General features: G+C 44.5%; 22 protein-coding genes. 13 read left to right on the forward strand and 9 right to left on the reverse strand.

Annotation, left to right across the window (positions count from 1 at the left end; all coding sequences use genetic code 11):
* Positions 1-4: 4 nt before the first annotated feature.
* The 6 genes from R7M72_RS16710 to R7M72_RS16735 are packed head-to-tail and all read right to left on the reverse strand — an operon-like array spanning position 5 to position 4009.
* Positions 5-1405: an AMP-binding protein gene (locus R7M72_RS16710; RefSeq protein WP_042523999.1), complete on the reverse strand. Its 1401-nt coding sequence runs from the start codon at positions 1403-1405 to the stop codon at positions 5-7.
* A 4-nt stretch (positions 1406-1409) separates the two neighbouring features.
* On the reverse strand, positions 1410-1970 hold the full coding sequence (locus R7M72_RS16715; RefSeq protein WP_017634793.1) for a hypothetical protein: 561 nt from the start codon (positions 1968-1970) through the stop codon (positions 1410-1412).
* The gene (locus R7M72_RS16720; protein WP_005382279.1) at positions 1970-2227 is read right to left on the reverse strand and encodes an acyl carrier protein; all 258 of its coding nucleotides are present in this window, start codon (positions 2225-2227) and stop codon (positions 1970-1972) included. Before R7M72_RS16720 ends, R7M72_RS16715 begins: the two co-directional genes overlap by 1 nt.
* Before the next feature lie 15 nt (positions 2228-2242).
* A complete protein-coding gene (locus R7M72_RS16725; protein ID WP_005382278.1) occupies positions 2243-2503 on the reverse strand; it encodes a phosphopantetheine-binding protein in 261 nt (86 codons plus the stop codon).
* Between the two features lie 13 nt (positions 2504-2516).
* Entirely contained in the window at positions 2517-3284 is a 768-nt protein-coding gene (locus R7M72_RS16730; protein ID WP_005388305.1) for a lysophospholipid acyltransferase family protein, read from the reverse strand.
* Entirely contained in the window at positions 3281-4009 is a 729-nt protein-coding gene (locus R7M72_RS16735) for a beta-ketoacyl synthase chain length factor (protein WP_017634792.1), read from the reverse strand. The genes R7M72_RS16730 and R7M72_RS16735 overlap by 4 nt, the downstream gene beginning before the upstream one ends.
* Positions 4010-4085: 76 nt before the next feature.
* Here R7M72_RS16735 and R7M72_RS16740 point away from each other — a divergent pair, with 76 nt between their 5' ends.
* From R7M72_RS16740 to R7M72_RS16800, 13 genes are all read left to right on the forward strand, one after another.
* Complete coding sequence (locus R7M72_RS16740; protein ID WP_005382272.1) at positions 4086-4484, forward strand: hypothetical protein; 399 nt, start codon at positions 4086-4088, stop codon at positions 4482-4484.
* 27 nt (positions 4485-4511) lie between these two features.
* Positions 4512-5579 carry a class I SAM-dependent methyltransferase gene (locus R7M72_RS16745; RefSeq protein ID WP_053307501.1) on the forward strand — a complete coding sequence of 356 codons (1068 nt, stop codon included), beginning with the start codon at positions 4512-4514 and terminating at the stop codon, positions 5577-5579.
* 7 nt (positions 5580-5586) lie between these two features.
* Positions 5587-6831 carry an NAD(P)/FAD-dependent oxidoreductase gene (locus tag R7M72_RS16750; protein WP_085569948.1) on the forward strand — a complete coding sequence of 415 codons (1245 nt, stop codon included), beginning with the start codon at positions 5587-5589 and terminating at the stop codon, positions 6829-6831.
* Positions 6832-7041: 210 nt separating this feature from the next.
* The gene (locus R7M72_RS16755) at positions 7042-7782 is read left to right on the forward strand and encodes a transglycosylase SLT domain-containing protein (protein ID WP_017634789.1); all 741 of its coding nucleotides are present in this window, start codon (positions 7042-7044) and stop codon (positions 7780-7782) included.
* A gap of 99 nt (positions 7783-7881) precedes the next feature.
* Entirely contained in the window at positions 7882-9090 is a 1209-nt protein-coding gene (locus tag R7M72_RS16760; protein ID WP_005382264.1) for a DEAD/DEAH box helicase, read from the forward strand.
* A 250-nt stretch (positions 9091-9340) separates the two neighbouring features.
* Complete coding sequence (locus tag R7M72_RS16765) at positions 9341-10003, forward strand: potassium channel family protein (RefSeq protein ID WP_005388291.1); 663 nt, start codon at positions 9341-9343, stop codon at positions 10001-10003.
* The gene (locus R7M72_RS16770; RefSeq protein ID WP_318056262.1) at positions 10000-11367 is read left to right on the forward strand and encodes a TrkH family potassium uptake protein; all 1368 of its coding nucleotides are present in this window, start codon (positions 10000-10002) and stop codon (positions 11365-11367) included. The genes R7M72_RS16765 and R7M72_RS16770 overlap by 4 nt, the downstream gene beginning before the upstream one ends.
* A gap of 360 nt (positions 11368-11727) precedes the next feature.
* The gene (locus R7M72_RS16775) at positions 11728-14712 is read left to right on the forward strand and encodes a M6 family metalloprotease domain-containing protein (RefSeq protein WP_182016607.1); all 2985 of its coding nucleotides are present in this window, start codon (positions 11728-11730) and stop codon (positions 14710-14712) included.
* A gap of 172 nt (positions 14713-14884) precedes the next feature.
* A complete protein-coding gene (locus R7M72_RS16780; protein ID WP_033906890.1) occupies positions 14885-15697 on the forward strand; it encodes a hypothetical protein in 813 nt (270 codons plus the stop codon).
* Positions 15698-15873: 176 nt separating this feature from the next.
* On the forward strand, positions 15874-17343 hold the full coding sequence (locus tag R7M72_RS16785; RefSeq protein ID WP_262583860.1) for a protein adenylyltransferase SelO: 1470 nt from the start codon (positions 15874-15876) through the stop codon (positions 17341-17343).
* Between the two features lie 212 nt (positions 17344-17555).
* Positions 17556-18554 (forward strand): TRAP transporter substrate-binding protein, encoded by a 999-nt coding sequence (locus R7M72_RS16790; protein WP_017634784.1) that lies wholly within the window; start codon positions 17556-17558, stop codon positions 18552-18554.
* 70 nt (positions 18555-18624) lie between these two features.
* Positions 18625-19299 (forward strand): TRAP transporter small permease, encoded by a 675-nt coding sequence (locus R7M72_RS16795; protein ID WP_005384308.1) that lies wholly within the window; start codon positions 18625-18627, stop codon positions 19297-19299.
* A 3-nt stretch (positions 19300-19302) separates the two neighbouring features.
* On the forward strand, positions 19303-20664 hold the full coding sequence (locus R7M72_RS16800) for a TRAP transporter large permease (protein WP_005382255.1): 1362 nt from the start codon (positions 19303-19305) through the stop codon (positions 20662-20664).
* A gap of 33 nt (positions 20665-20697) precedes the next feature.
* Here the strand turns inward: R7M72_RS16800 and R7M72_RS16805 are convergent, their stop codons facing one another.
* The 3 genes from R7M72_RS16805 to R7M72_RS16815 form a co-directional block, all read right to left on the reverse strand.
* Positions 20698-20880: a hypothetical protein gene (locus R7M72_RS16805; protein WP_021034161.1), complete on the reverse strand. Its 183-nt coding sequence runs from the start codon at positions 20878-20880 to the stop codon at positions 20698-20700.
* Between the two features lie 78 nt (positions 20881-20958).
* Positions 20959-22296, reverse strand: coding sequence for a sigma-54-dependent transcriptional regulator (locus tag R7M72_RS16810; RefSeq protein ID WP_005382254.1), 1338 nt, complete (start codon positions 22294-22296; stop codon positions 20959-20961).
* A 4-nt stretch (positions 22297-22300) separates the two neighbouring features.
* Entirely contained in the window at positions 22301-24106 is a 1806-nt protein-coding gene (locus R7M72_RS16815; RefSeq protein WP_137281803.1) for an ATP-binding protein, read from the reverse strand.
* Between the last annotated feature and the right edge of the window lie 23 nt (positions 24107-24129).

Raw genomic sequence — 24129 nt, forward strand, 5'->3', positions numbered from 1 at the left:
AGCTTTATTGGAATAGTTTTTCAATTTCAGCAACTTGGCGTTTGCCTTGGCTGTTCAATGGAATTTCGTCGACCACTCGGAATTTTCTCGGGATAGCGATCGGTTCTAGCCAATTGCGCAGTGCCTTGCGAAGCTCAAGCCAAAATTTGCCTTTACCAAGTTCATTAAGCACATCGCTGCCTTGATCGTTAAGTACGATGATCGAGACTAACGTGAGGCGACCAGATTCTTCCATTGGGATCACCACGCTTTCTTGAACCCACGGCAATTGCTCTAAACGTTTTTCCACTTCGACAAGGGAAATACGCTTTTCTTCGACTTTGACGATTCGGTCAGTGCGTCCACGCAATTCAAAAGAAATACTATCATGGAAATAGCATTCATCCGCAGTTTGGTACCAAGTGTTTTCATCAATGTGTGGCGAGCGGAGCTTTAAACAATTTTCATGGTTAAGCTCGGCTTCAATACCAGGGAATAACGTCCAGGGAGTACTGGCTTCGTGCTGCTGACGGTAAGCGATGCCGCCGGTTTCTGTGCTGCCAAAAACTTCAATAGGAAGTGACCCAAACAACAACTGGCTGTGCTGCGCGGCTTGGTTTGGCAAGGGACCACCAGAAGAAAATACGCACCGAATCGCAACCGGATTGTGCTCTTCACTGAGTCGTTTTAGTAACGCAGGGCTGCTTACTAGCGTGGTGTCAGCATCAGCGTGATGGACAATTTGCTCTGGGAACTCAAGGTTGTGTGCTGAAAATGGACGTGCGGAGCACAAAGGCCACAATACGCGGAACAGCAAGCCGTAAATGTGTTGATGAGAAACGGTGCTTTCAACGCGTGTGCTGGCAACCGTGTCGCCCCACAGGTTATCTAGAATAGCAACTTCGATATCGAGCTGTTTCAGCGTTTTTGCAATGGCTTTTGGTGTGCCGCTTGAACCCGAAGTAAATAGCGTTACTGGTATTTCTGCCAGGTTTAATTCACGCCAAAAATAAGGTTGTTTGGCCTCTGGCTCGCTAATCACGGTGGTTTCTAGCAATGATTGAGCTTCGATCAAAAGCGAGCTCACGAGTTCTGGAGCCGAGACATCGGCATCATGCAGCAACAAATCGTAGTGCTCACTGAGCTCTTTGAGTGCTTCTGGTTGGTAATTACCAGGTAATACAATGGATTTTCCTGCATAACAACAAGCAAAAAAGCCAACGGCAAACAGGTAGCTGTTGCCAAAACACAACGCAATGTTTTGCGTTGGTTGGGTTTCTAGCTGTTGAGTAAGTGTTGCGACGTGCTGTTGGAAATCACCCCACGTGATAACCGTATCGCGATCGTAAGAGACTGGGGATTGCTCAGACCTCTCCGCGATGAACAAGGTCGCTAGGGAGGTAAAGCTCGAATACGTTGTATTCATACGATTAGTGTTCCTTTCGAACAAATTGACGCACGATCCATTCTCCAGCGAACAAGCCACCAGCAAGTAAGTAGCTGATGAGGCCGTTATAAAGCGTCCATATTTTTACTGGTAGGAAACAGGTATAGAGTGCAACGGCAGCGTTGAGCGTAAAAAAGGCGCACCAAACCATCGTCACTTTGCGAGTGTAAGCCACGCCACTAGCCGGAAGGTCGGGTTCTTGCAAGCGAGCAAGCCTCTCTATGATCGATTGCGGCTGTTTTAAGCTCAGTCCAAATACACACAGCATACATACATTGACAACGACAGGGTAAAACTGAAGCCACCCATGTTGTTTAAACACCATGCCAAGCGTAATTAGGACAATGCCAACAGCGCCCGTAACGAGCGCCAAGAACTTAAACTCTTTTAGTGGGGTCTTATTTGCGACGAAAACACGCAAAAGTAACGCAGCAATTAACAAGCCCCCAACTAAGTTCAAGCCAAATTTATCTATACCGAAATAGACGGCGAAGGGGTAGGCAAACAGTACAATTGCAGACAGACCAGTCAGCAATTTGCGCATTAACTTTCCTTCAATAATTCAGTGACAGCGTTAACCACATCGTCAACGGTTCTTACTGCACTAAACTCTGCTGGCTTGATTTTTTTGCCAGTGACATTCTGTAGGTGTACGACCAAATCAACGGCGTCAATGCTATCAAGATCGAGATCTTGGTATAAGTGCGCATCTGATTGAATGTCGGCTGCGTCAATTTCGAACAGCTCAACAAGCGCATCTTTAACTTGTTCAAATACTTGATCTTTATTTACATCAGTCATGAATATACCTACAACTTATTCATTAGTTTGAGAAGAAACGTATTTCGCTAGATTTGCTACAGACGCAAAGTGTTCGCGTGTATTTGAGTCGTCGGCATCAATAACGATGTTGTATTGTTTTTTTATTGCGAGTCCAAGCTCAAGCGCGTCGATAGAATCTAAGCCAAGTCCATCACCAAAAAGTGGTGCATCCGTTTCAATATCATCTACGGTTAAATCTTCAAGGTTTAAAGCATCAATGATAAGTTGCTTAATGTCGTTGTGTAACTGTTCCACTGGGACCTGCTTATTAATAAAAGTTTTCTGGAAAAATGTTTTCAGCTAGGTGCTGTTGTAAGCGTCGCGCCGCTATTGTCGGCGACGTAGTTTGCTTTATAAAGGGGGTAATCTCAACTTTATCCTTAACTTCAACCCTGAAAAAGGGCTTTGTTGCCGGTACTTGATACCATTTTTTCTCTTTTGTGAGGAAACTTGGTGTTACCGTAATATGGACAACTCTTAAATCTCGTTCTGTTCTTACCGCAATTTGTGCTGCACCGCGTTGTAATTTCGGCTCTACACCTGGTGTTGTTCTTGTTCCTTCAGGAAATATAAGCAACACGTTGCCTTTGTTAAATCGTTCATCACAAAGTGCTAATAAATCATCCGGTGCTTCATTGGGAATATATCCGGCTGCTTTTACGATGTGCTTCATAAAAGGATTCGACCATATTGCCGATTTTACTAAACAGTCGCAGCGATTTAATTGTGAAGCAATGAGAACGTAATCGATTAAACTAGGGTGATTGGCAACAATTAAACAATTACGATCTTGTTGAAGAATATCGGCACCAATAATTTGATAATCGATTGCGCCACTCAACTTCATCAATTTACAAAATGTGTTGAATGAATATCGAATCGCACCCTGAACTTTATATTCGCGTTCCGTTTGGTCTGAAACAAAAATACGAATGGTCGGAATAACAATGAAACTCAGTACTAAACCACCTAACCCAAATACTGAAAAACAAAAGCCTGTTGCTAGCACACGCCAATACTGATTTAAGCGAGTCATTTTTTGTGCCATTCCCAAGCTTGTTGCGGAGCGAAAATAGTCCACTGGCTTTTATCTAACAAGTATTGTTGCAAAAATACTAAACCTTGAGGAAGAGGATGACCGGAACGTTCTGCGTTTATGGAGCTTTGTATCGCGAACTTGTCTCCATGAGAAAGTATTAAGCCAAGTCCAAACCCTTGGTATTGTTGGCTTTCATATTCTAAATAAGAGTCAGGCATAGGCTCATCAAAATCAACAAGCAGTACTTTTTTGTCAGGATTGTCGGACAAAAACAGCCATGCTTCTAATATTGCGCTTTGGAATGTGTTTTCTGCCGCAGCGATAGAAGTTAGGGGAATGGGTTGTTTAGTTGCGATAGTGGCAAGCCCTGCGGCGGTATTGTGCACCGATTGAGAAAAAGCCATCGGAGACGCCTCTTCTCCATTAATTATATCTTCAACTAGTGCGACGCTGCGATGCAGTTCACCATGACGGCTTGAAAATACAAGGTAATCAACTTGATGTTGATTAAGCATTTCGATTGCAGTTTGTACCGCCAGTTTACTGAGTGGGCTCATTCTTCTGCGCATCATCGCAGGAATATTTGCAACATTGATTTTGCCATCTTCTGGCCATTTTATCTCTGTTGCCCATTGTTTCCATTCATTGGATTCGGATAAACCGAATGAATTCGCTGTCCACGCATCAATATTGAACGAAATGTTGATCTTCGAGTTTGGCATATTGGGTTAAATTGTTTATTTTACAGCTCGATACAAATTGGGGTTGACCCAAATTCACAATAAAAAGGAAATTATCATGTCGCGTTTTAAGCTGTATGTCTCGTTATTATTAACTTTGCTTCTTGTTGGTTGTGGACGAGTACAACCTGTAATGAATGTGGAGGATACTCCAGTTGCTTATGATCTTCAAAATAAACAAGTAAAAATGGCCATAGTGCAATCAGCAACTAACCGAGGCTGGACGATCGAAGAAGTAAGCCCTGGTGTTCTTATTGCAAAAATCCACGTTCGTAAACACTCTGCAGAAGTAAAAATCCCATACAATAATAAATATTACTCAATTATTTATCTCAACTCAGTAAATCTCAAAGCAAGTGATGGCAAAATCCACCGCAATTACAATCGTTGGGTAAACAACTTGAATGTTGATATTCAGCGAGCTATTGCATTGTTGGGCAATCAATCTCAACAATAAAACTATTAATTGCAGTTAGGTTTTTCCGTGTTAAATCAAAATAATGACCCTTTTAATGCTTTTGAAGCGAAGACAGAAGCTCAGAAGTTATCTTTTGCACCAATCGTGTTCCAGACCGCCAAAACGCTTCGAGATTTAGGTATTTTAGCCGCTTTAGACAGCGCTGGCGCTCAAGGCATGAGTGCCACAGATATTGCCGAGAAAACGGGAGTATCAGAATATGGTGTTAAAGTACTGTTGGATATGGCGATTAGTGCGCATATTGTTTTATGGGAACGACCTAACTATTCGCTTGCAAACCTTGGTTTTTACCTTCTTCATGATGGTATGACGAATGCAAACATGGATTTTACGGCAGATGTTTGTTACGCCGCGATGATGCATTTGACGGAAGCAATTCAAGAAGGTAAACCGTCTGGTTTGAAAGAGTTGGGCAATTGGGAGACCATCTATCAAGGTCTATCGACGTTACCAGAACAAGCCAAACAGAGCTGGTTTAAGTTCGATCATTTCTATTCGGATCGCTCGTTCCCACTTCTGCTTAAAGAGGTATTTGCAAGCAAGCCAAAGCATCTTGTGGATATTGGCGGAAATACGGGGAAATGGGCGATTCAGTGTTGTAAACATGACCCTGACGTTCAAGTGACGATTGTTGATTTACCGCAGCAATTAGAAGTAGCGATGAAGAATGTTTCAGAAAACCAGTTCGTCGAGCGTGTACGTCCATACCCTGCAAACATGCTGGATAAAGCACAAACATTGCCTGAGCATGCTGACGTATGGTGGATGAGCCAGTTCTTGGATTGCTTTTCCCCAATTGAGATCCTCAATATCCTTAAAAAAGTTAAAGCCCAGTTAACGAAGGGAGATACTATTTACGTATTGGAGCTGTTTTGGGATGCTCAAAAATACGCGGGAGCTTCCTATAGCCTTAATGCCACTTCTCTTTATTTTACCTGTTTAGCTAACGGTAATAGTCGCTTTTATCGCAGTGATGATTTCTTAGAAATTGTCGAAGCGGCAGGTTTATCTGTCGTTGAAAGAACCGACAATATTGGCCTTGGTCATACCTTATTAAAACTACAAGCAAACTAAATTCAGAATGAAAACAGAGCTCAAGCAAGTTGTTGTCGTAGGAGCGGGACCATCAGGTTCAACCGTTTCTGCGTTATTAAAATCGCGTGGCATAGATGTTGTTGTCTTAGAAAAAGCGACTTTTCCACGTTTTTCCATAGGAGAAAGCCTACTCCCTGCATGTATGGAAGTTGTTGAACAAGCAGGAATGACCAATGCGGTAAAGCAGTTTGGCTTCCAGTATAAAGATGGTGCTGCATTTCGTCGTAATGGCGTATACACCCAGTTCGACTTTACAAACAAATACACGCCAGGACCGGGCACGACGTTTCAGGTTCAACGTGCCAACTTTGATAAAGTATTGGCAGATAGCGCTGAAGAGCAAGGCGTAGAGATTCGTTATCAGCATGAGCTGCTCAACCTAGTGTTTGAAGGGAAAAAGTCTCGATTAGAAGTGCTCGACTCAAATAAGAAGGCTTATCAAATCGAAGCAGATTTTGTGTTGGATGCAAGTGGCTTTGGGCGTGTTTTGCCACGCTTGTTGGAGCTAGAAGAACCTTCTTGTCTTCCGCCTAGAAAAGCGATCTTTACCCATATCGAAGATCATATCTCTCCCCAAGAGCCGGAATACGATCGCAACAAAATTTTAATTTCAGTTCATCCTGAAAATCACGACGTATGGTACTGGCTAATCCCATTCTCTAATGGTACCTGTTCGTTTGGTGTGGTGGGTGAGCCAGAATTTTTCGAAAAATACCCAGAAGATAAGATTGCAGCGTTGCAGCAGTTAGCCAATGAAGAGCCGGGTTTGGCTGCTTTATTGCGAAACGCGAATTACCCGAATCCAGCAGGCGAGTTGGGTGGCTATTCTGCTAACGTCAAACGTTTAGCGACAGAGCACTACGCGTTGCTTGGTAATGCAGGTGAGTTTCTTGATCCTGTATTTTCATCGGGTGTCACTATCGCCATGAAATCGGCAGAGTTTGCAGCGGACTGCGTGGTTCGTCAGCTGAATGGTGAAAAGGTTGATTGGCAAGAAGAGTACTCGCAACGCTTAATGGTGGGAGTGAACACATTCCGCACTTATGTGGAAGGCTGGTACAACGGCACGTTGCAAGATGTGATTTTCTATCAAAACCCGAATCCACGTATTAAACAGATGATTAGTGCGATTTTGGCTGGATATGCTTGGGATACGAATAATCCTTACGTAAAACAAAGTGAGCAGCGTTTGTCGACGCTTGCAGAACTGGTTCGGGAAGCTGAACTGTAAGAATATACATTCGCTTATCCGAGAATCAGTAAACCTAGGTCTTACCAAAAAATTGGTAAGACCTTTTTAATGCCTCTTTACTTTTACTTCTAGCGTGTTGGAGACACATTGACCACTTACATCGGTGTGTATCGAATTTGAGAATTTTTATGGTGACATTGATCACATCTAGAATTCCTGTTGCTGATATTTATATTAAATTTGTAGGAAATGGATTACATTCTGGGAGTGTTCCCTACATCCGGCTTCGTTGTGAAAACGGTTTATAAGCAACTGTATAAGTTAGTAAAGTTCCAAAAACTACACCAAAAAAAAGACAAGTTTCTTACCAAATCAATTCGCTTGGTGAGTTCGAGCCATCGACTACGCCAAACGCTTCCTCTACTTTCTAAAATTGTCGAAGAACATGACGCATCAACGGTCTCTTCGATTGCAGATCCCGAGAACGCGGTAGCGTGGGGAGGTAAAGTTTCTCCAGAGTTCAAATCTAAAGTCATCCGTATTAGTAAAGAGCTAAAGATCAATCCTAATCATCTTATGGCGTGCATGGCATTTGAAACTGCTGAAACTTTCAGTCCAAGCATCAAAAATGGTTCCGGAAGCGGGGCTACAGGGTTAATTCAATTTATGCCCTCTACCGCAGAGTCATTAGGAGTGAACACAAAGACTCTTGCGAGAATGAGCGCGCTTGAACAACTTGACTATGTGAAAGCGTACTATTGGCCCTATCGAAATAAAATTAATAGCTTAGAAGATGCTTACATGGCCATTCTCTACCCTGCTGCGATTGGTAAACCGCCGTCTTTCGTTTTGTTCAGACAAGGCTCAATTGCCTATCGACAGAATGCAGGTATCGACCGCCACAAAACGGGGAAAATCACGCTTAATGATGTTTCCTACAAAGTGAGGAAAAAATTAGAAAAAGGTTTGCAGCCCAATTTCCTGGGCTAAGATTGTGTCATGTTCCTAGTTTTTCGCGCATGAATCCTTCTGTTACTTCACGGGGATTCTGATACACTACGCGCCCATTTCCTCTGTTGAGACCTTTCTATGCCATTTTCTAAGCTTGGTTTAAGCGCATCGATTGCTGATGCAGTAAAAGCGCTAGGTTATGAAAAACCCACTTCTATCCAACAAAAAGCCATTCCAATCGTATTGCGTGGCCGCAATTTAATTGCAGCAGCGCAAACGGGCACAGGTAAAACGGCCAGTTTTGTTCTGCCAATCTTAGAAAAGCTTAGTCGAGGCGAAACGCAACGTAAAAAACGCGCTCGTGCGATTATCCTAACGCCAACACGCGAACTTGCGCTTCAGGTTCATCAAAGTATTGAAGCTTATGGTAAAAACTTACCATTACGCTCAATGGCGATGTTTGGTGGTGTGGATTATGCACCACAAAAACAAGCCTTGATCGAGGGTGTCGATATTGTGGTAAGCACGCCTGGGCGCTTGATTGATCTGTACGGTCAACGCGCGATTCACTTTGATGAAGTGGAAATGCTAGTGCTTGATGAAGCCGACAAAATGTTGGATATGGGATTCATCGATGCGATCGACAAAATCGTCGACTGTATGCCAGAACATGTGCAAAGTTTGCTGTTCTCAGCGACGTTATCTAACCCTGTTCGTGACTTGGCGAAAAATGCGATTATTGATCCTGAAGAGATCACGATTGCAAAGCACAGTGCCTCAAAATCAAATATTAAACAGTGGATCACGACCGTCGATAAAGACATGAAGTCGTCGCTGTTAAGTCACTTGCTTAAAGAAAATGACTGGTCGCAAGTACTGGTATTTATTGAAACTAAACACGGTGCAGCCAAACTGGTAAGCCAACTTGAGAAACGTGGCATTGTGGCAGAAGCATTCCACAGTGGCCGTAATCAGCGTGTTCGCCAGGAATTAATAGAAAAGTTTAAAGCGGGTGAAATCCAGTACTTAGTCGCAACCGGCGTTGCTGCGCGCGGTATTGATATTGATAATCTGCCAGTTGTCATCAACTACGATTTACCTTACCCAGCGGATGAGTATGTACATCGTATTGGTCGTACAGGTCGTGCTGGCGCGAAAGGTGAGGCGATATCACTGGTTTCAAAAGACGACTTTAAGAACCTCTGCATGATTGAAAGCCGTTTAGGGCACTTGCTAGAGCGAGTGGAAATTGAAGGTTTTGCGCCAAGAAAGCCAGTACCAATTTCAATTTTAAATTACGTGCCTAAGAATAAACGTAAACCGCACGATAAGCGCGAATCAAAATAGCCAGTTTATCCCATGATCTAAAAGCCGCATTCTTGCGGCTTTTTGCGTTTTTAGGCATCCAATAATGTAGCCATCGCGACGGTTTCTATTCGGTAATGAGGAAAAAAGTTAATCAGTGTCATACGCTTAACACGTAAAGTGAATCAAGGTGCGTTAAGCTTTTGTCAATTATCTGTCCGCAGGTTTGCACAAGGTAAGGAATGGGCGCAAACTTTTTTGCTTGCTAATGAATGCATAAGATGGGGCACAAATGAAAACAGGTGATAAGCAATTCGCCGTTATTGGTCTTGGCCGATTTGGTTTGGCAGTGTGTAAAGAGTTACAAGATTCAGGCGCTCAAGTTTTAGCCGTTGACATCAACGAAGACAGAGTTAAAGAAGCTGCCAGTTTTGTTAGTCAGGCGGTTGTGGCTAACTGTACTCACGAAGAGACGGTTGCTGAGCTCAAACTTGATGATTACGACATGGTGATGATTGCCATCGGAGCGGATGTCAATGCCAGTATTCTTGCGACATTGATTGCTAAAGAGGCGGGAGTAAAGTCAGTATGGGTTAAAGCCAACGACCGCTTCCAAGCTCGTGTTCTGCAAAAAATTGGCGCAGACCACATTATCATGCCTGAGCGTGACATGGGGATACGTGTCGCGCGTAAAATGCTCGATAAACGGGTTCTTGAGTTCCACCCATTAGGCAGTGGCTTAGCTATGACGGAGTTTGTGATTGGCTCTCGTTGGATGGGTAAGACACTAAGTGATTTGGCTCTGTGCAAAGTCGATGGCGTGCAAGTGCTAGGGTTTAAACGGGGCCCAGAAATTACCAAGGCACCTGACCTTAATACCACACTAGAAATTGGTGACCTAATTATTGTGGTCGGCCCTCAAGATGCGCTCGCAAATAAATTAAAATCGCTATGACGTATTTTCATCAGAAAGGTGTTTTTTACGCACCAGATGGTAAACAAGAGAAAGCGAAAGGCAACGAACCGCGAATTATATTGCTCAGTTTTCTCGGTGTTTTACTGCCTTCTGCGGTATTGCTAACCTTGCCAGTTTTTTCTGTTACGGGCCTGTCGATAACGGATGCTTTGTTTACTGCAACGTCCGCTATTAGTGTGACAGGGCTTGGTGTTGTCGATACTGGGCAACACTTTACGCTTGCGGGTAAAATCTTGCTGATGTTTTTAATGCAAATCGGTGGGTTGGGGCAGATGACTTTGTCGGCGGTCTTACTCTATATGTTCGGCGTGCGTTTGAGTTTGCGTCAACAAGCGCTGGCGAAAGAAGCATTAGGGCAAGATCGGCAAGTCAATCTAAACCGACTAGTAAAGCGGATTGTTGTTTTCGCGCTTGTTGCAGAAACGATCGGGTTTATTTTTCTCTCTATCCGCTGGGTCCCTGAAATGGGCTGGAAGACTGGTATGTTTTACGCCTTGTTTCATGCAATTTCTGCATTTAACAACGCTGGGTTCGCGCTGTTTTCTGACAGTATGATGAGCTTTGTGAATGATCCGTTGGTTATCTTTACACTGGCGGGGCTATTCATTTTTGGCGGGCTTGGCTTTACTGTTGTGGGTGACATCTGGATAAACTGGCGCAAAGGTTTCCACTTTTTGCATCTTCACACCAAAATCATGCTGATTGCGACACCGATATTGCTCTTAGTCGGAACGATGCTGTTTTGGTTACTTGAACGAAGTAACCCAAACACAATGGCGTCTTTACCTGCAACAGGGCAATGGTTGGCGGCATTCTTTCAATCTGCGAGTGCTCGAACGGCAGGGTTTAATAGTGTTGACTTGGCGTTGTTTACCCAGCCAGCCTTACTGGTCATGATTGTTCTAATGTTAATTGGAGCGGGTTCCACCTCAACGGGGGGCGGTATTAAAGTTTCCACATTTGCTGTTGCGTTTATGGCTACGTGGACCTTTTTACGCCAAAAGAAACATGTGGTTATGTTTAAGCGAACCATAAATTGGCAAACTGTGACTAAGTCATTGGCAATTATCGTTGTGAGCGGAGCCATCCTGACAAGCGCAATGTTTTTATTGATGCTTACCGAGAAGGCCAGCTTTGATAAAGTTATGTTTGAAACCATTTCCGCATTTGCCACAGTGGGGCTCACCGCCGGTTTGACTGCGGAACTTTCTGAACCTGGTAAATACATTATGATCGTGGTGATGATCATTGGTCGTATTGGGCCGCTCACGCTTGCCTACATGTTGGCACGTCCTGAACCTACCTTGGTCAAATACCCAGAAGACGCCGTTCTTACAGGTTAATATAGCGTTAAACAATGGCCGCGCGACCATTACGAGCATTGATTAATAGCAGTGCTCGTACATTTATAGAATATGTGGAATGTTGCCCAGTTTTACCTACAAATTCGTAGAAGTTCATTTCTTCTTCCTTTCGTTTCGATACTATTCATTCACTCAATTTATATTCTTAGAAGCTACGCTCATAACAGCGTTTTGGAATCCGACGCTTTTGTAGTGTGACACCAAACTACGTCGTGTTATCTGAGCGAATTGATACCAGCCTTCGTCAATAGTCACTCAGTCTTACTCTATGCCCATAGGGTTACTTTGTGTTTGTTGTGCTCGGTATTAATTAACGAATCGAAAAGATGGAGTCGTACTTTGAAATTCAACACACTCGCCATGGCTATGCTAACTGCGCTTCTTGCAGGGAAGAGCATGGCAACTACTCCGCCATCACCGGTTTGGCATACTATTGCGTTGAGCGATGGTAGCTCCAGTGAGGCAATTCTACGTGGAACGGCAGATTTCCACTGGTTTGAAGATAAGCAGGGCAATGCCTTACTTCAGGAAGACGGCGTTTGGTTTTTCGCGCAGATTCAGCGCGAGTCAGACACGCCAATATTGATCTCGACAGGTGTGGTGAAAACGCAGTCGAGTGAGCCACCTGAGTCGGCGAAGTTTCGCCCGGATTTACAAGTTAAACCGCAATTATCTTCTCTAAAAACCATTGAGCCGATGGCACGAAAAAACCTACTGCGTTCGGCGCAAGGTTACCAGGCGATGAGCAGTTCAACGGTGAAGCAGCAGCCCCTATTGGTTGTGCAAGTTTCGTTTGATGACCAAGCAATGGTGCATGATTTTGAGCAACGCGTATTTAATACCAATGGTCAAAGCGTTGTGGATTACTTTGATAAAAACTCTCAAGGTAAATTCAAAGTTGTTCCTGCACTTGAGAGTTACGGCACCGCCAATGACGGTGTGATAGATGTGACTGTGGCACAAAGCCACCCTAACTGTCACTCTAGTTCGACTGATAAGACATGCACCGCCAAGTTGAATGCGGTTTTCACCGAGGCTTATCAAAAACTGGATCCATACTTTAATCTTTCGGCCTACGACAGCAATCAAAATGGTACCGTAGAACCGTCAGAACTCTCTGTCATGTTTATTTTTGCGGGGGGCGATCGTTCAACAGGGGTTCTCAACCGTCCTGCGATTTGGCCGCACAAATTCTCTCACGATGATGTCACACTAGATGGTAAAAAGATCACAGACTATTGTGTGTTCGCTGACTATCAAGTTGATCATCAAGCGACGTTGGGCGTGATCGTACACGAGCTTGGTCACTTAATGCTTGGCTTACCGGATTTGTACGCAAGGAACAGTGATGCCTCGATTGGCTCTTGGGGCGTGATGGGTGGCGGTTCATGGGCGCAGAAACCGGGAGATTCATACGCTGGCGACACTCCGGTGAACATGAGTGCATGGAGCAAACACGCTGCTGGTTTTGTTGTACCAACGGTAACTCATGAAAGTCCAGCGCCTATTTCTGTGAACAACGACGATGTCAAGCTGGTGTATCTCGACCCGTACTTGAAAGAGTTTGGTCCACGTATTTACTTGGAAAATCGCACCTTTAGCGGTTACGACCGAGCATTGGCGGCTGAAGGTATCCTGGCGACGTCGGTTAATGTCCAGAACCGCTTTAATGATGTTGGCGCGATGCAGGTTCAAATCATGCAGGCTGATGGTCTGAATGAGTTAGAAAATGATGGTAGGAGTGACGCTGACGATTTATATCCTAATGGTGGCGATGTCATTTCAGATACATCGACCCCGGGTCTGAGAGCGATCACAGGGTTTGATACTGGGGTTCGTATTTCCAACATTGCCAGCAACACCAACGGTGGTAGTTTTTCTCTTGAACATACAAACGAACCAAATAAATCAGCATGGCTGAACTCTCTTCACCAAGGTTATGTGTACGCGAGTGGGAGTAACACTCTGGCGGTGTCACTGGACTTGAATAGTGATACAGAGCTTGATGGCCTTCAACTTTACGCGCAAAGAGATAGCGCTCAAAGTGACATGACTTATCGAGTTTGGCGATTCCCATTTTCTGGAAACATTGGCTATCGATTAATATTGAATCAAAACAACGCTGAGCTTTTACAGCAAGGTAACTTCCAAAAGTCATCTCGAATTTTATTCCCCCAATCAAGCCAATTGAGTGCGGGTCAGCACTTATTGGTCGTTGAATTGGAAGGCGGTCAATTTGATGCAAACTTTGACTTCGGCCGCTTGCTAAAAACTGAAAAAGCCTCCCTACCTGTAATGTGGACTGGTGATTACAGTGAGATTGGCACGTTTGGTCTAGAAAAAGCCGGGTTCTCTTATATTCCGTTTGCAGCATTATTAAATGTGGATGCGAGCAACTTGGTTGAAGCGAAATCTGATTCGTTACAAACCAATAAAAATACGCCAATCAAACTGAACCTGATGGACAATGATTTCATGGCGGTAGGGTATCAGTTCAATGTGGACATTGTGCAGAAGCCTGAGCACGGCACCATCTCTGGCAACCAGTACCAACCTGAAGCTAACTTCGTTGGTCTGGACACTTTCCAATATCGTTTGTTGTCGGTTGATGGTGCGTACTCATCTTCAATCGTGAATGTGCAGGTGGAAGTGCTTGGCAGCAACGAAGCGCCAGTGGCCGTGATTGATGTTGATAATAAAGACATGACGGTTGGGCAGCGAGTCACGTTGTCTGCGTTAAATAGTACGGATGCTGATGGCGATGTGTTGAGTTATAAATGGGAGCAGTTGGCTGGCACTTCAGTTTCTCTTGGCAATGCAACCAGTGTTAGCACAAGCTTTACGGTGCCTCAAGGTGCAAAAGCGGGTGAGGTTCTGACATTCCGTTTAACCGTGACTGACCCTAGTAATGAAACGTCCAGTGCTACCGTCGATTTAACCATGAAAAACGCAGCGCCACTTACGCTTGCAGATACGGCGACCGTTGCCGTTGGTGAAAGTATTCTGATTGATGCAGCGAGCAATGATTCGGATGTGAACGGCGATAAACTGGTTGTAGAAAGCGTACAGAACGTAACGGGTGTGGGAAGTGCGAGTGTAGAGAATGGCAAAATCCGTTTTCAAGCACCGGATAGCCCTACTGACGGCATCAAGCTGCAATATACGGTTTCAGATGGTCATGGTGCCACTGCTACGGGGGAAGTTATCGTGACGGTTGTTGCTTCTTTGAAGACAACGACATTCAAGAACTCAGAAGGTAGCGGCAGTGTTTCTTATTGGGCTTTGATGTTACTTGCAACATTAGGCTGGCGACGTCGCGTCTAAAACGGTATTGAATTGCGGTATAAGCCACTCACATTGAGTGGCTTATTTTTTATCTGATCTATTTTGGTTTCGTTCTCATTGTCTTATGAGATGTGTTTCTCATTATTTTTAAAGCGATTTTTCTACTCTGCGGTTACCCTAGGGGCCGATTTTTATGAACTAAGGATGTTATATGTCTACCGAGGGCTTTTCTGTTTCGGAAATATGCCGAGAAGCGGCAGTGATGGTGAGAAGGAATCTACTCGCAATTGTTATTGCTTGTATTCCGTTGATTATCGTGCACTCAATTTTTGCTTTTATGTATCCTGAAATGACGGGGCAAGATCAAGCGAACGTTCAAGAAGGCAATGTCGCAGGATTTTATTTCGTCACAATTATTTTGTACCCACTTGTTGCCGCTATGGCGGCTGTGCGTGTGCATCGAATTTATTTAGCCGGCGATTACATGCACTCTGCGTTGGATGTATTTCGTTTGTCAGCTCGAGAATTCCGTTTCATAGGCTGGTGGATACTGTTTGGACTGATGATGATGCTCGTTATTGGTATCCCGATCTTTGTGTTGTCGTTTATCTACATTGCAGAAAGTGGTGAAGCCGACTTTGTTGCTATGGCTATTATCACAACGATTGCAAGCATTCCTGGCTATTGGGTAATGGCGCGATGGTCATTTGTGTTGCCAGCGACTGCAATGGATCATCAGCCGCGCAGTTTGCGTCGTTCGTGGAACCAGAGCAGACCATACAACAAACAAGTATTCATTTTGATGGGACTAATTCCATTGGGTGCGGGCTTGCTCAGTCAGCTGATCTTTAGCCACTTTACGAATCTCTTTATGTTGAGCCTCGTCGGTGTGGCCTATGGTATTTTTGGCGCGTACCAGCTGGCATTGTTATCATTGAGCTATAAAACGGTAGTGGATATCGAACGCGCTCGTTTTGATACGCCATCACAGCCACCAAAAACGGGTGAAGAATTTTCCGCTTAACCCTTTGATCGTTTTTACATGCTACCTCCGTTTAGGAGACGGTCTGCGGCAGGTTGATACCTTCCTGCCGCCTTCGCGTTATTCACGCAAAATACCCATGCCCATTTCATGGCTGAATGACAGGGACATTCACACGTATACTCACAACAGTACTTCTTTTTATTAAGGAACCCTACATGTCCATTTGGCAACGGGTCAATTTCACCCATCGCTTTAGTCAATTACCGTCAGCGTTCTATACGTTGGTCGAGCCACAACCCTTGGACAACACTCGCTGGGTCGCTTGGAATGGTGAGTTTGCACAGCAGTTTGGTTTACCAGCAGAGCAAAACGATGAGTTATTGGCGGTTTTTTCTGGGCTAAGTGAATTCGAACAATTTCGTCCTATTGCGATGAAATATGCAGGCCATCAGTTTGGCGTTTACAACCCAGATTTGGGCGATGGACGTGGATTACTGTTGGCAGAAATTGAGCATCAGGATGGTACTTGGTTTGATCTTCACCTCAAAGGTGCAGGGCTAACGCCTTACTCGCGAATGGGGGATGGGCGAGCGGTATTACGCTCGACTATCCGTGAGTACCTGTGCAGTGAAGCCATGGCGGGCCTTGGGGTTCCCACGACACGTGCTCTCGGTATGATGGTCAGTGATACACCTGTTTATCGAGAAAAAACGGAATCGGGCGCTTTGTTACTTCGAATGGCTGAAACCCATGTTCGATTCGGTCACTTTGAGCATTTCTTTTACACCAACCAGTTAGTAGAGCAGAAGCTGTTGGCGGATAAGGTGATTGAGTGGCACTTTGCTGATTGTGCATCGGCGGAGAAACCATATGCCGCGATGTTTGACGCCATCGTGACTAAAACAGCCGAGATGATCGCATATTGGCAAGCTTTTGGTTTTGCGCATGGCGTGATGAATACCGATAACATGTCAATTCTTGGGCAAACTTTTGATTATGGTCCGTTTGGCTTTCTTGATGATTATGAGCCGGGATACATTTGTAATCATTCAGACTACCAGGGTCGTTACGCATTTGATCAACAGCCTAGAATTGCGCTTTGGAACCTGTCAGCACTGGCGCATGCGTTATCGCCACTCGTTGAACGAGAAGATTTAGAATCGTCGTTGAGTCAATTTGAAGTTCATTTAAGCCAGCAGTTCAGCCGCCTCATGCGTGAGAAGTTGGGCTTAAAAACCAAGATAGCGGAAGATGGGCGTTTGTTTGAAGCTATGTTTGAGCTTCTTCACCAGAACAAAACGGACTACACTCGCTTCTTCAGAACGCTTTCAAACCTTGATAATGCGCCTTCCCAAGCCGTAATCGATTTATTTCTCGATCGAGAAGCTGCGCGAGCTTGGCTTGAACTGTACTTAGCTCGGTGTGAGCTAGAGGTTGATGAACTAGGGGGCCTGATTTCAACCGAACAGCGTTGCAAACAGATGCGTCAAGCCAATCCCAAATACATCTTGCGTAACTACTTGGCTCAGTTGGCGATTGATAAAGCGGAAGAAGGGGACTTTAGCGAATTACACCGATTGGCCGAACTGTTAAAACGCCCATTTGATGAGCAAACCGAGTTTGATGATTATGCGAAATTGCCGCCGGAATGGGGGAAGAAAATGGAGATAAGCTGTTCTTCATAAATGGGTCATTTCCCACCCATTTGTATCTTTTTCTTGGGTGGAATTCACTCGTTACACTTCGGATTCATGTTAATGGGCTATGTTAATTTATTGAAATACATGTAAATTTTAACATGGTCCATTAATTGCTCCTTGTTGAACATCCGTACCCATCGCCTAACACCTAGTTACTCATGGACGGGATGGGATGTGATTCAACAAGGAGAATAATAATGTTTAAGCCTCTAACTCTACTATCTGTCTCTGCACTTGCTGTTACCAGTTTTAATGCTGCCGCAAATTGTGACCCGGGTGAAACGGTCATCAAGTTTAGCCATGTAACGAACGCGGACAAACACCCTAAAGGCATCGCGGCTTCGTTACTTGAAAAGCGCGTCAACGAAGAGATGAACGGTAAAGTCTGTATGCAGGTGTTTCCTAACTCAACACTGTATGATGATGACAAAGTGTTGGAAGCGCTACTGAATGGTGATGTTCAACTCGCTGCTCCTTCTCTTTCTAAGTTTGAGAAATTCACCAAGAAGTACCGCCTTTTCGATCTTCCTTTCTTGTTCGATGATGTCGACGCGGTTGACCGTTTCCAAAACTCGGAAGCGGGTGAAAAGCTGAAAAATTCAATGAAACGTCGTGGCCTACAAGGCATTGCGTTTTGGCATAACGGCATGAAGCAAATGTCAGCCAACAAGCCGCTCATTTCTCCAACTGATGCTGAAGGACTTAAGTTCCGTGTTCAAGCGTCTGATGTACTCGTTGCTCAGTTTGAGCAGCTAGGTGCTAACCCACAAAAAATGTCGTTCAAAGAAGTTTACGGCGGCTTGCAAACTAAGGTTATTGATGGTCAAGAAAATACTTGGTCAAACATTTACGGCAAAAAATTCTTCGAAGTTCAAGATGGCATTACGGAAACGAACCACGGAATTCTGGATTACTTAGTTGTGACGTCAAACGACTTCTGGAAAAACCTACCAGATGATCAGCGCGAGCAGTTAAATACCATTATTCAAGAGGTAACTGCGCAGCGTAATGCTGAGTCAACCAAAGTAAACCTTGCGAATAAGAACAATATCATCGAGGCAGGTGGTGTGGTTCGTACTCTAACGCCAGAACAGCGCCAAGAATGGGTCACTGCACTTCAACCAGTATGGAAGAAGTTCGAAAAAGACATTGGTTCTGACCTAATCGAAGCCGCTTTGGCGTCTAACCAAAAATAATAACACCTAGCACATTTAGCCCTCTCAAACTGAGGGGGCTCTTTCCCCCTACAGACGACGTGATGTAATTATGGAACAGACTTTTTTTGCCAAGGCTGGACGAATCACCGATGCCATTGAAGAGACTTTGATTGCTTTCTTCTTGGGTGCCATGACCTTGCTGACCTTTGCCAATGTCATCTTTCGTTATGTCTTTAACGACAATATTCTTTGGGCGCTTGAGCTCACCGTTTTCATGTTCGCATGGATGGTGTTGGTTGGCGCATCTTATGGTGTGAAAAAACACTTTCATATTGGTGTCGATGTCATTATTAACATCGTTCCGGAAGGTAAACGAAAAGCCCTGGCGCTTTTTGCAGCAATGTGTTGCTTAGCCTTCTCTATTTTGCTGTTAATTGGCGCTTGGAACTACTGGTATCCGTTCGCTACTGACCGAGCGTGGTATGAAACGGACGATATTCCGATGCCTGAAATACTCCAGTTCATGGCCGACTGGCTAAATGAGGGAGAGCGTTATGAAAAGCTGCCACGTTTTATTCCTTACTTCGCTTTGCCACTTGGAATGGCGCTACTAACGTTTAGATTTGTTCAAGTCACGTGGCAAATCGCTACTGGTAAGCTCGATCGCTTGATTGCAGGACATGAAGCGGAGGAAGAGCTCGAATCTCTTAAAGCTGAGATGAGTGACGCTGAAGACGTAATGGCTCCAAAGGCCTCGCAAGACGCTAAAAACAAGGAGCAATAAGCCATGGATATCTTATTTCTATTTTTGATGGTAATTGGCTTTATGCTGGTTGGCGTGCCAATTGCTATTTCGCTGGGCCTTTCCAGTGTTCTTTTCCTTTTAATGCATTCGGATGCCTCTTTAGCGTCAGTTGCTCAAACGCTGTTTAATGCATTCGCGGGCCACTACACGCTATTGGCTATTCCATTCTTTATATTGGCTTCAAGCTTTATGTCGACGGGTGGCGTAGCAAAGCGGATCATTCGTTTCGCCATTGCCATTGTAGGCTGGTTCCGCGGCGGTTTGGCGATGGCTTCGGTTGTCGCGTGTATGATGTTTGCCGCGTTGTCAGGTTCCTCACCTGCAACGGTTGTTGCCATAGGTAGTATTGTTATCGCAGGTATGATCAAAAACGGTTACTCAAAAGAGTTTGCCTCTGGGGTAATTTGTAACGCAGGTACGCTAGGGATTTTGATCCCACCTTCGATTGTGATGGTGGTGTATGCAGCCGCAACGGATGTGTCAGTTGGACGTATGTTCCTTGGTGGTGTGATTCCCGGTTTGCTGGCGGGTGTCATGTTGATGATCGCGATTTACATTGCCGCGAGAATCAAGAACCTTCCAAAACAGCCTTTTGTTGGTTGGAAAGAAACCTTCGATGCCGCCAAGGATGCAAGCTGGGGCTTGTTGTTGGTCGTCATCATTCTTGGTGGTATCTATGGCGGTATCTTTACGCCGACAGAAGCCGCTGCGGTTGCTGCTGTGTACTCATTCTTTATTGCTAACTTTGTATACAAAGACATGGGGCCATTTGCAGACAAGAAAAACACTAAACCTGCGCTCGTTAAAATCTTCCAAACCTTTGTTCATAAAGACACCAAACACACCCTGTATGAAGCGGGTAAACTCACCATCATGCTTCTGTTCATCATTGCTAATGCCTTAATTTTGAAGCATGTTTTAACGGAAGAACGCATCCCGCAAATGATCACCGAGTCGATGCTCTCGGCTGGTCTCGGACCAATCACTTTTTTGATTGTGGTGAACGTCTTGTTGTTGATTGGTGGTCAGTTCATGGAGCCATCAGGCTTGTTGATCATTGTTGCGCCGCTCGTGTTCCCAATTGCGATTGCATTAGGCATAGACCCAATTCATTTGGGCATAATGATGGTGGTGAATATGGAGATAGGAATGATAACGCCGCCCGTGGGTCTTAACTTATTTGTGACCGCTGGTGTTGCCAAAATGTCGATGATGAATGTAGTGAAGGCAGCATTACCCTGGGTTGGAGTGATGTTCTTATTCCTAATTATCGTCACATATGTACCATGGGTTTCGACTTGGTTGCCTACTACCTTGATGGGGCCGGAGATCATTACCAAGTAATGGAAGCCAGAAAGTAGAAAGAGGTGTGAGAATTCACACCTCTTCGTCTATTGACTTGTAACAAGTTTTGCGCGGGTCTGAATTAATTCGACGTTCATAGTGTCGCCACCTCTTTTTATTTTTGCGACGCTCTTCACCGAATCTTCTCTCTTCTTGATAGCAACCGTCTACGAGCACGGTATCTGTAACAATCGGTATTCTCACTTTTTCGTTCATATCTATAACAACCATGATAAACCCGTTGTTAAAAATTATGATTCAAGTTGAATATAATGCCAGCTATTTGAACGTGTTTTATTTGTAAAGGTCTTTATTTATTTGGTAGCGCTGCATCTTGTCGTAAAGAGTTTTTCTTGGCACATTCAATTGGCACATTGTCTGTTTAATACTACCGTTGTTTTCTAATAAAGCGCCTTCAATGGCTGCTCTCTCAAACTCCGCCACTTGCTCTGCAAGGCTTGAGGAAGACTTAGCAACTGGGTTCGATTCTCCCAACTGAATTAACTTACCCAATAGCACAAAACGCTCTGCAGCATTTCTGAGTTCTCGAACATTGCCAGGCCAGTCATGGCTCATCAGTTGCGCTAGATCTTGGGGTGACAAGCTAGGTGAGCTTTTGCCATAACGTGAAGCTGCTACCAACAGAAAGTGGTGAAAGAGGGCGGGAATGTCTTCTTTTCGTTCGCGTAGTGGCGGGAGATCCAGGGTCACGACATTGAGCCGATAATAGAGGTCCTGACGGAAAGTACCTTCTTCAGCTGCGTGTTTTAAATCGACCTTTGTTGCGGCAATCACTCGAATATCTAAAGGCAATAATTCATTTGAACCGACACGCTCAATCACGCGCTCTTGTAATACCCTCAATAAACGAATTTGGGCTTGGATAGGCATCGACTCGATCTCATCCAAGAAAAGTGTGCCGCCTTGTGCAAACTCAAATTTACCGATACGACGGCTTTCGGCGCCAGTGAATGCGCCTTTTTCATGGCCGTAGAGTTCACTCTCAATTAAGTTCTCTGGAACCGCTCCACAATTTACGGCGACAAAGTTTTGGTTCCGGCGAGAGCTTTGCTCATGTAAAGAACGAGCGATTAACTCTTTCCCTGTACCGGTTTCACCAAACAATAAAATATCGGCGTCGGTATCGGCGATTTGGGTGATGGTCTCTCGTAATATTTGGATGCTAGAGGTTTCACCAATAACTCGTGGACCAAGGGTTTTACTGGCTTTAAGTGACAGGCGCAGTTTTTCATTTTCATTGGTTAGTTTGCGCTTCTCAATCGCCCGCTTAACCGTTTCAACCAAATGTTCTGGCGCAAAAGGTTTCTCAATAAAGTCGTAAGCGCCTTGATGAAGGGCTTGCACAGCCATGGAAATATCACCGTGTCCAGTGATCATGATGACGGGTAAGTTTGCATCGCGTTGAGTCAAAGTTGTCAGCATATCCATACCAGAAATGCCCGGCAAACAGATATCAGTGACCACGACGCCAGCTTCTTCTCCTTGCTGCATCGCTATTAAAGCCGATTCTGCATCCACAAAAAACTTGGCGTCGATATCCGCCAGTTCAAAGGTCTGTTCTATAGCGATTCTGAGATCGGCCTCATCATCAATAAAAAACACCTGACACATGATCTTATCCTTTTGATGGTTCAGTGTTGTAAGAAGTGATAGGTAAACACAATGAGAATCGAGCGCCGCCTTGTTCTCGATTATGGGCACATAATTTTCCATTCATACTGGCTAAGATTTGTTGCGAGATAGAGAGACCCAAACCTAAACCGTTCAGTTTAGTGGTTAGAAACGGTTCACATAAATCAGAAAGTGAGAAAGAGCCAAGCCCTGGGCCATTATCATCAACATGAATCCAAACCAAATCAGTGTGCTCATCGTGTTCTACAGATAATTCTACCTGTTTGTCTTGTTGCTCTTTGAGTGCTTCTATCGCATTAGTCAGTAAATTGACCAACACTTGCTCCAGTTGAATAATATTGATCTGCACTTCAACATCATGCTCTGGCAAATTTGTTTCTAACGTGACGCGCCCTGATTTAAATGCGGGCTTCATCAGTTCTTTTACAGAGGCAATAACAGGGAACAGTCGAGATTGAGCCAACTCGTCACCACTGGTTTTTTTGGCGAAAGAGCGAAGTTGCTGACTGATATTTGCCATACGGTCAGTGAGAGCAGAAATGCGAGTGAGATTATCTTCCACTCGCTCATATTTTTCTTTTTTTAGAAACAGCTTGCCGTTCTCCGCAAAGCTACGAATTGCCGCAAGTGGATTATTCAGTTCATGGCTGATACTGGCCGACATTTGTCCTAACACCGCGAGTTTCGCTGCTTGCACCAATTCGTCTTGAGTAACGCGTAAAGTTTGCTCGGTATCGATACGCTGTGCGATCTCCGCTTGCAACTCGGCAGTCCGTGCCATGACTTGATATTCCAACTTTTGATTGGCTTCTTGTTGAATTCGTTCAATTTGCAAGTGACGCTGTTGACGGTGATAAATAAGCTGACCAATTAAAAACAAAACCATGAATGCTAGAGTGAGTACAAAGATGTAACCCATGGTGAACCAAACGATCGACTGTTTAGGAGACAGCACACGAATTGTCAGTTTGAGTTCGGGAAGGGGCAGCGAAGAGACCACCAAGGTTCCTTTATTGTATGGGTAACCCTGTTTAAGCTCAGAATGCACCTCGTCCAAACTACCTACTAATCCAAGCGTTTCAATTGGCGCATCAAGATATTGTTGGCTTGCCCAAACTTGCTTTTTCTCTTTTTTTGTCAGTGGTTGTAAGCTTTTGAGTAGCCATTCACTTCGGCTACTCATGAAAACAATTCCGTATGGGTCGCTGGCGACAAAAACACTGTTAGGTTGCTGCCAGTTGTCCTCTATCTTACTTAGGTCCATCTTCACCACGACGACACCAAGTACACCGCCAGCGTATACGATGGGATAAGAATAGTAGTAGCCACGTTTACCAGATGTTGAGCCCAGTGCGTAGTATTGGCTTCTTTTGCCTACAATGGCTTGTTTGAAATAAGGGCGAAATGCAAAATTTCGCCCGATAAAGGAGCGCTCTTTACGCCAGTTGCTGGCTGCGATCGTTGTACCCCATTGATCGATTAAGTACGTATCCGCTGCTTCAATCACGCCATTAACGGATTCTAAATACCGATTAGTGATTTCCAGTTGCGCACTGTTGTTGGGGTGCAGAAGCGCTTGATAAAGAGGATCATCTTTAGCGAGAAGATTTGGGATATGGGCGTACTTATCGAGTTTATTTTTTATATGGCCAGAAAACTGCTCCAGCTGTGATTGGTGTTTATCAAGTAGAGATTGATAACTGGTCTGCCAAACCCAATGGCCACCGATAATTGCGCACAGGAAATAGAAAGCAAAAAATGTCAGCAGAATCCGTTTTTTTTGCGACATCCTTACACTCCTTACAACTTCCT

It is taken from the genome of Vibrio sp. YT-18, from assembly GCF_033337345.1.
Classification (GTDB): Bacteria; Pseudomonadota; Gammaproteobacteria; order Enterobacterales; family Vibrionaceae; genus Vibrio; species Vibrio alginolyticus.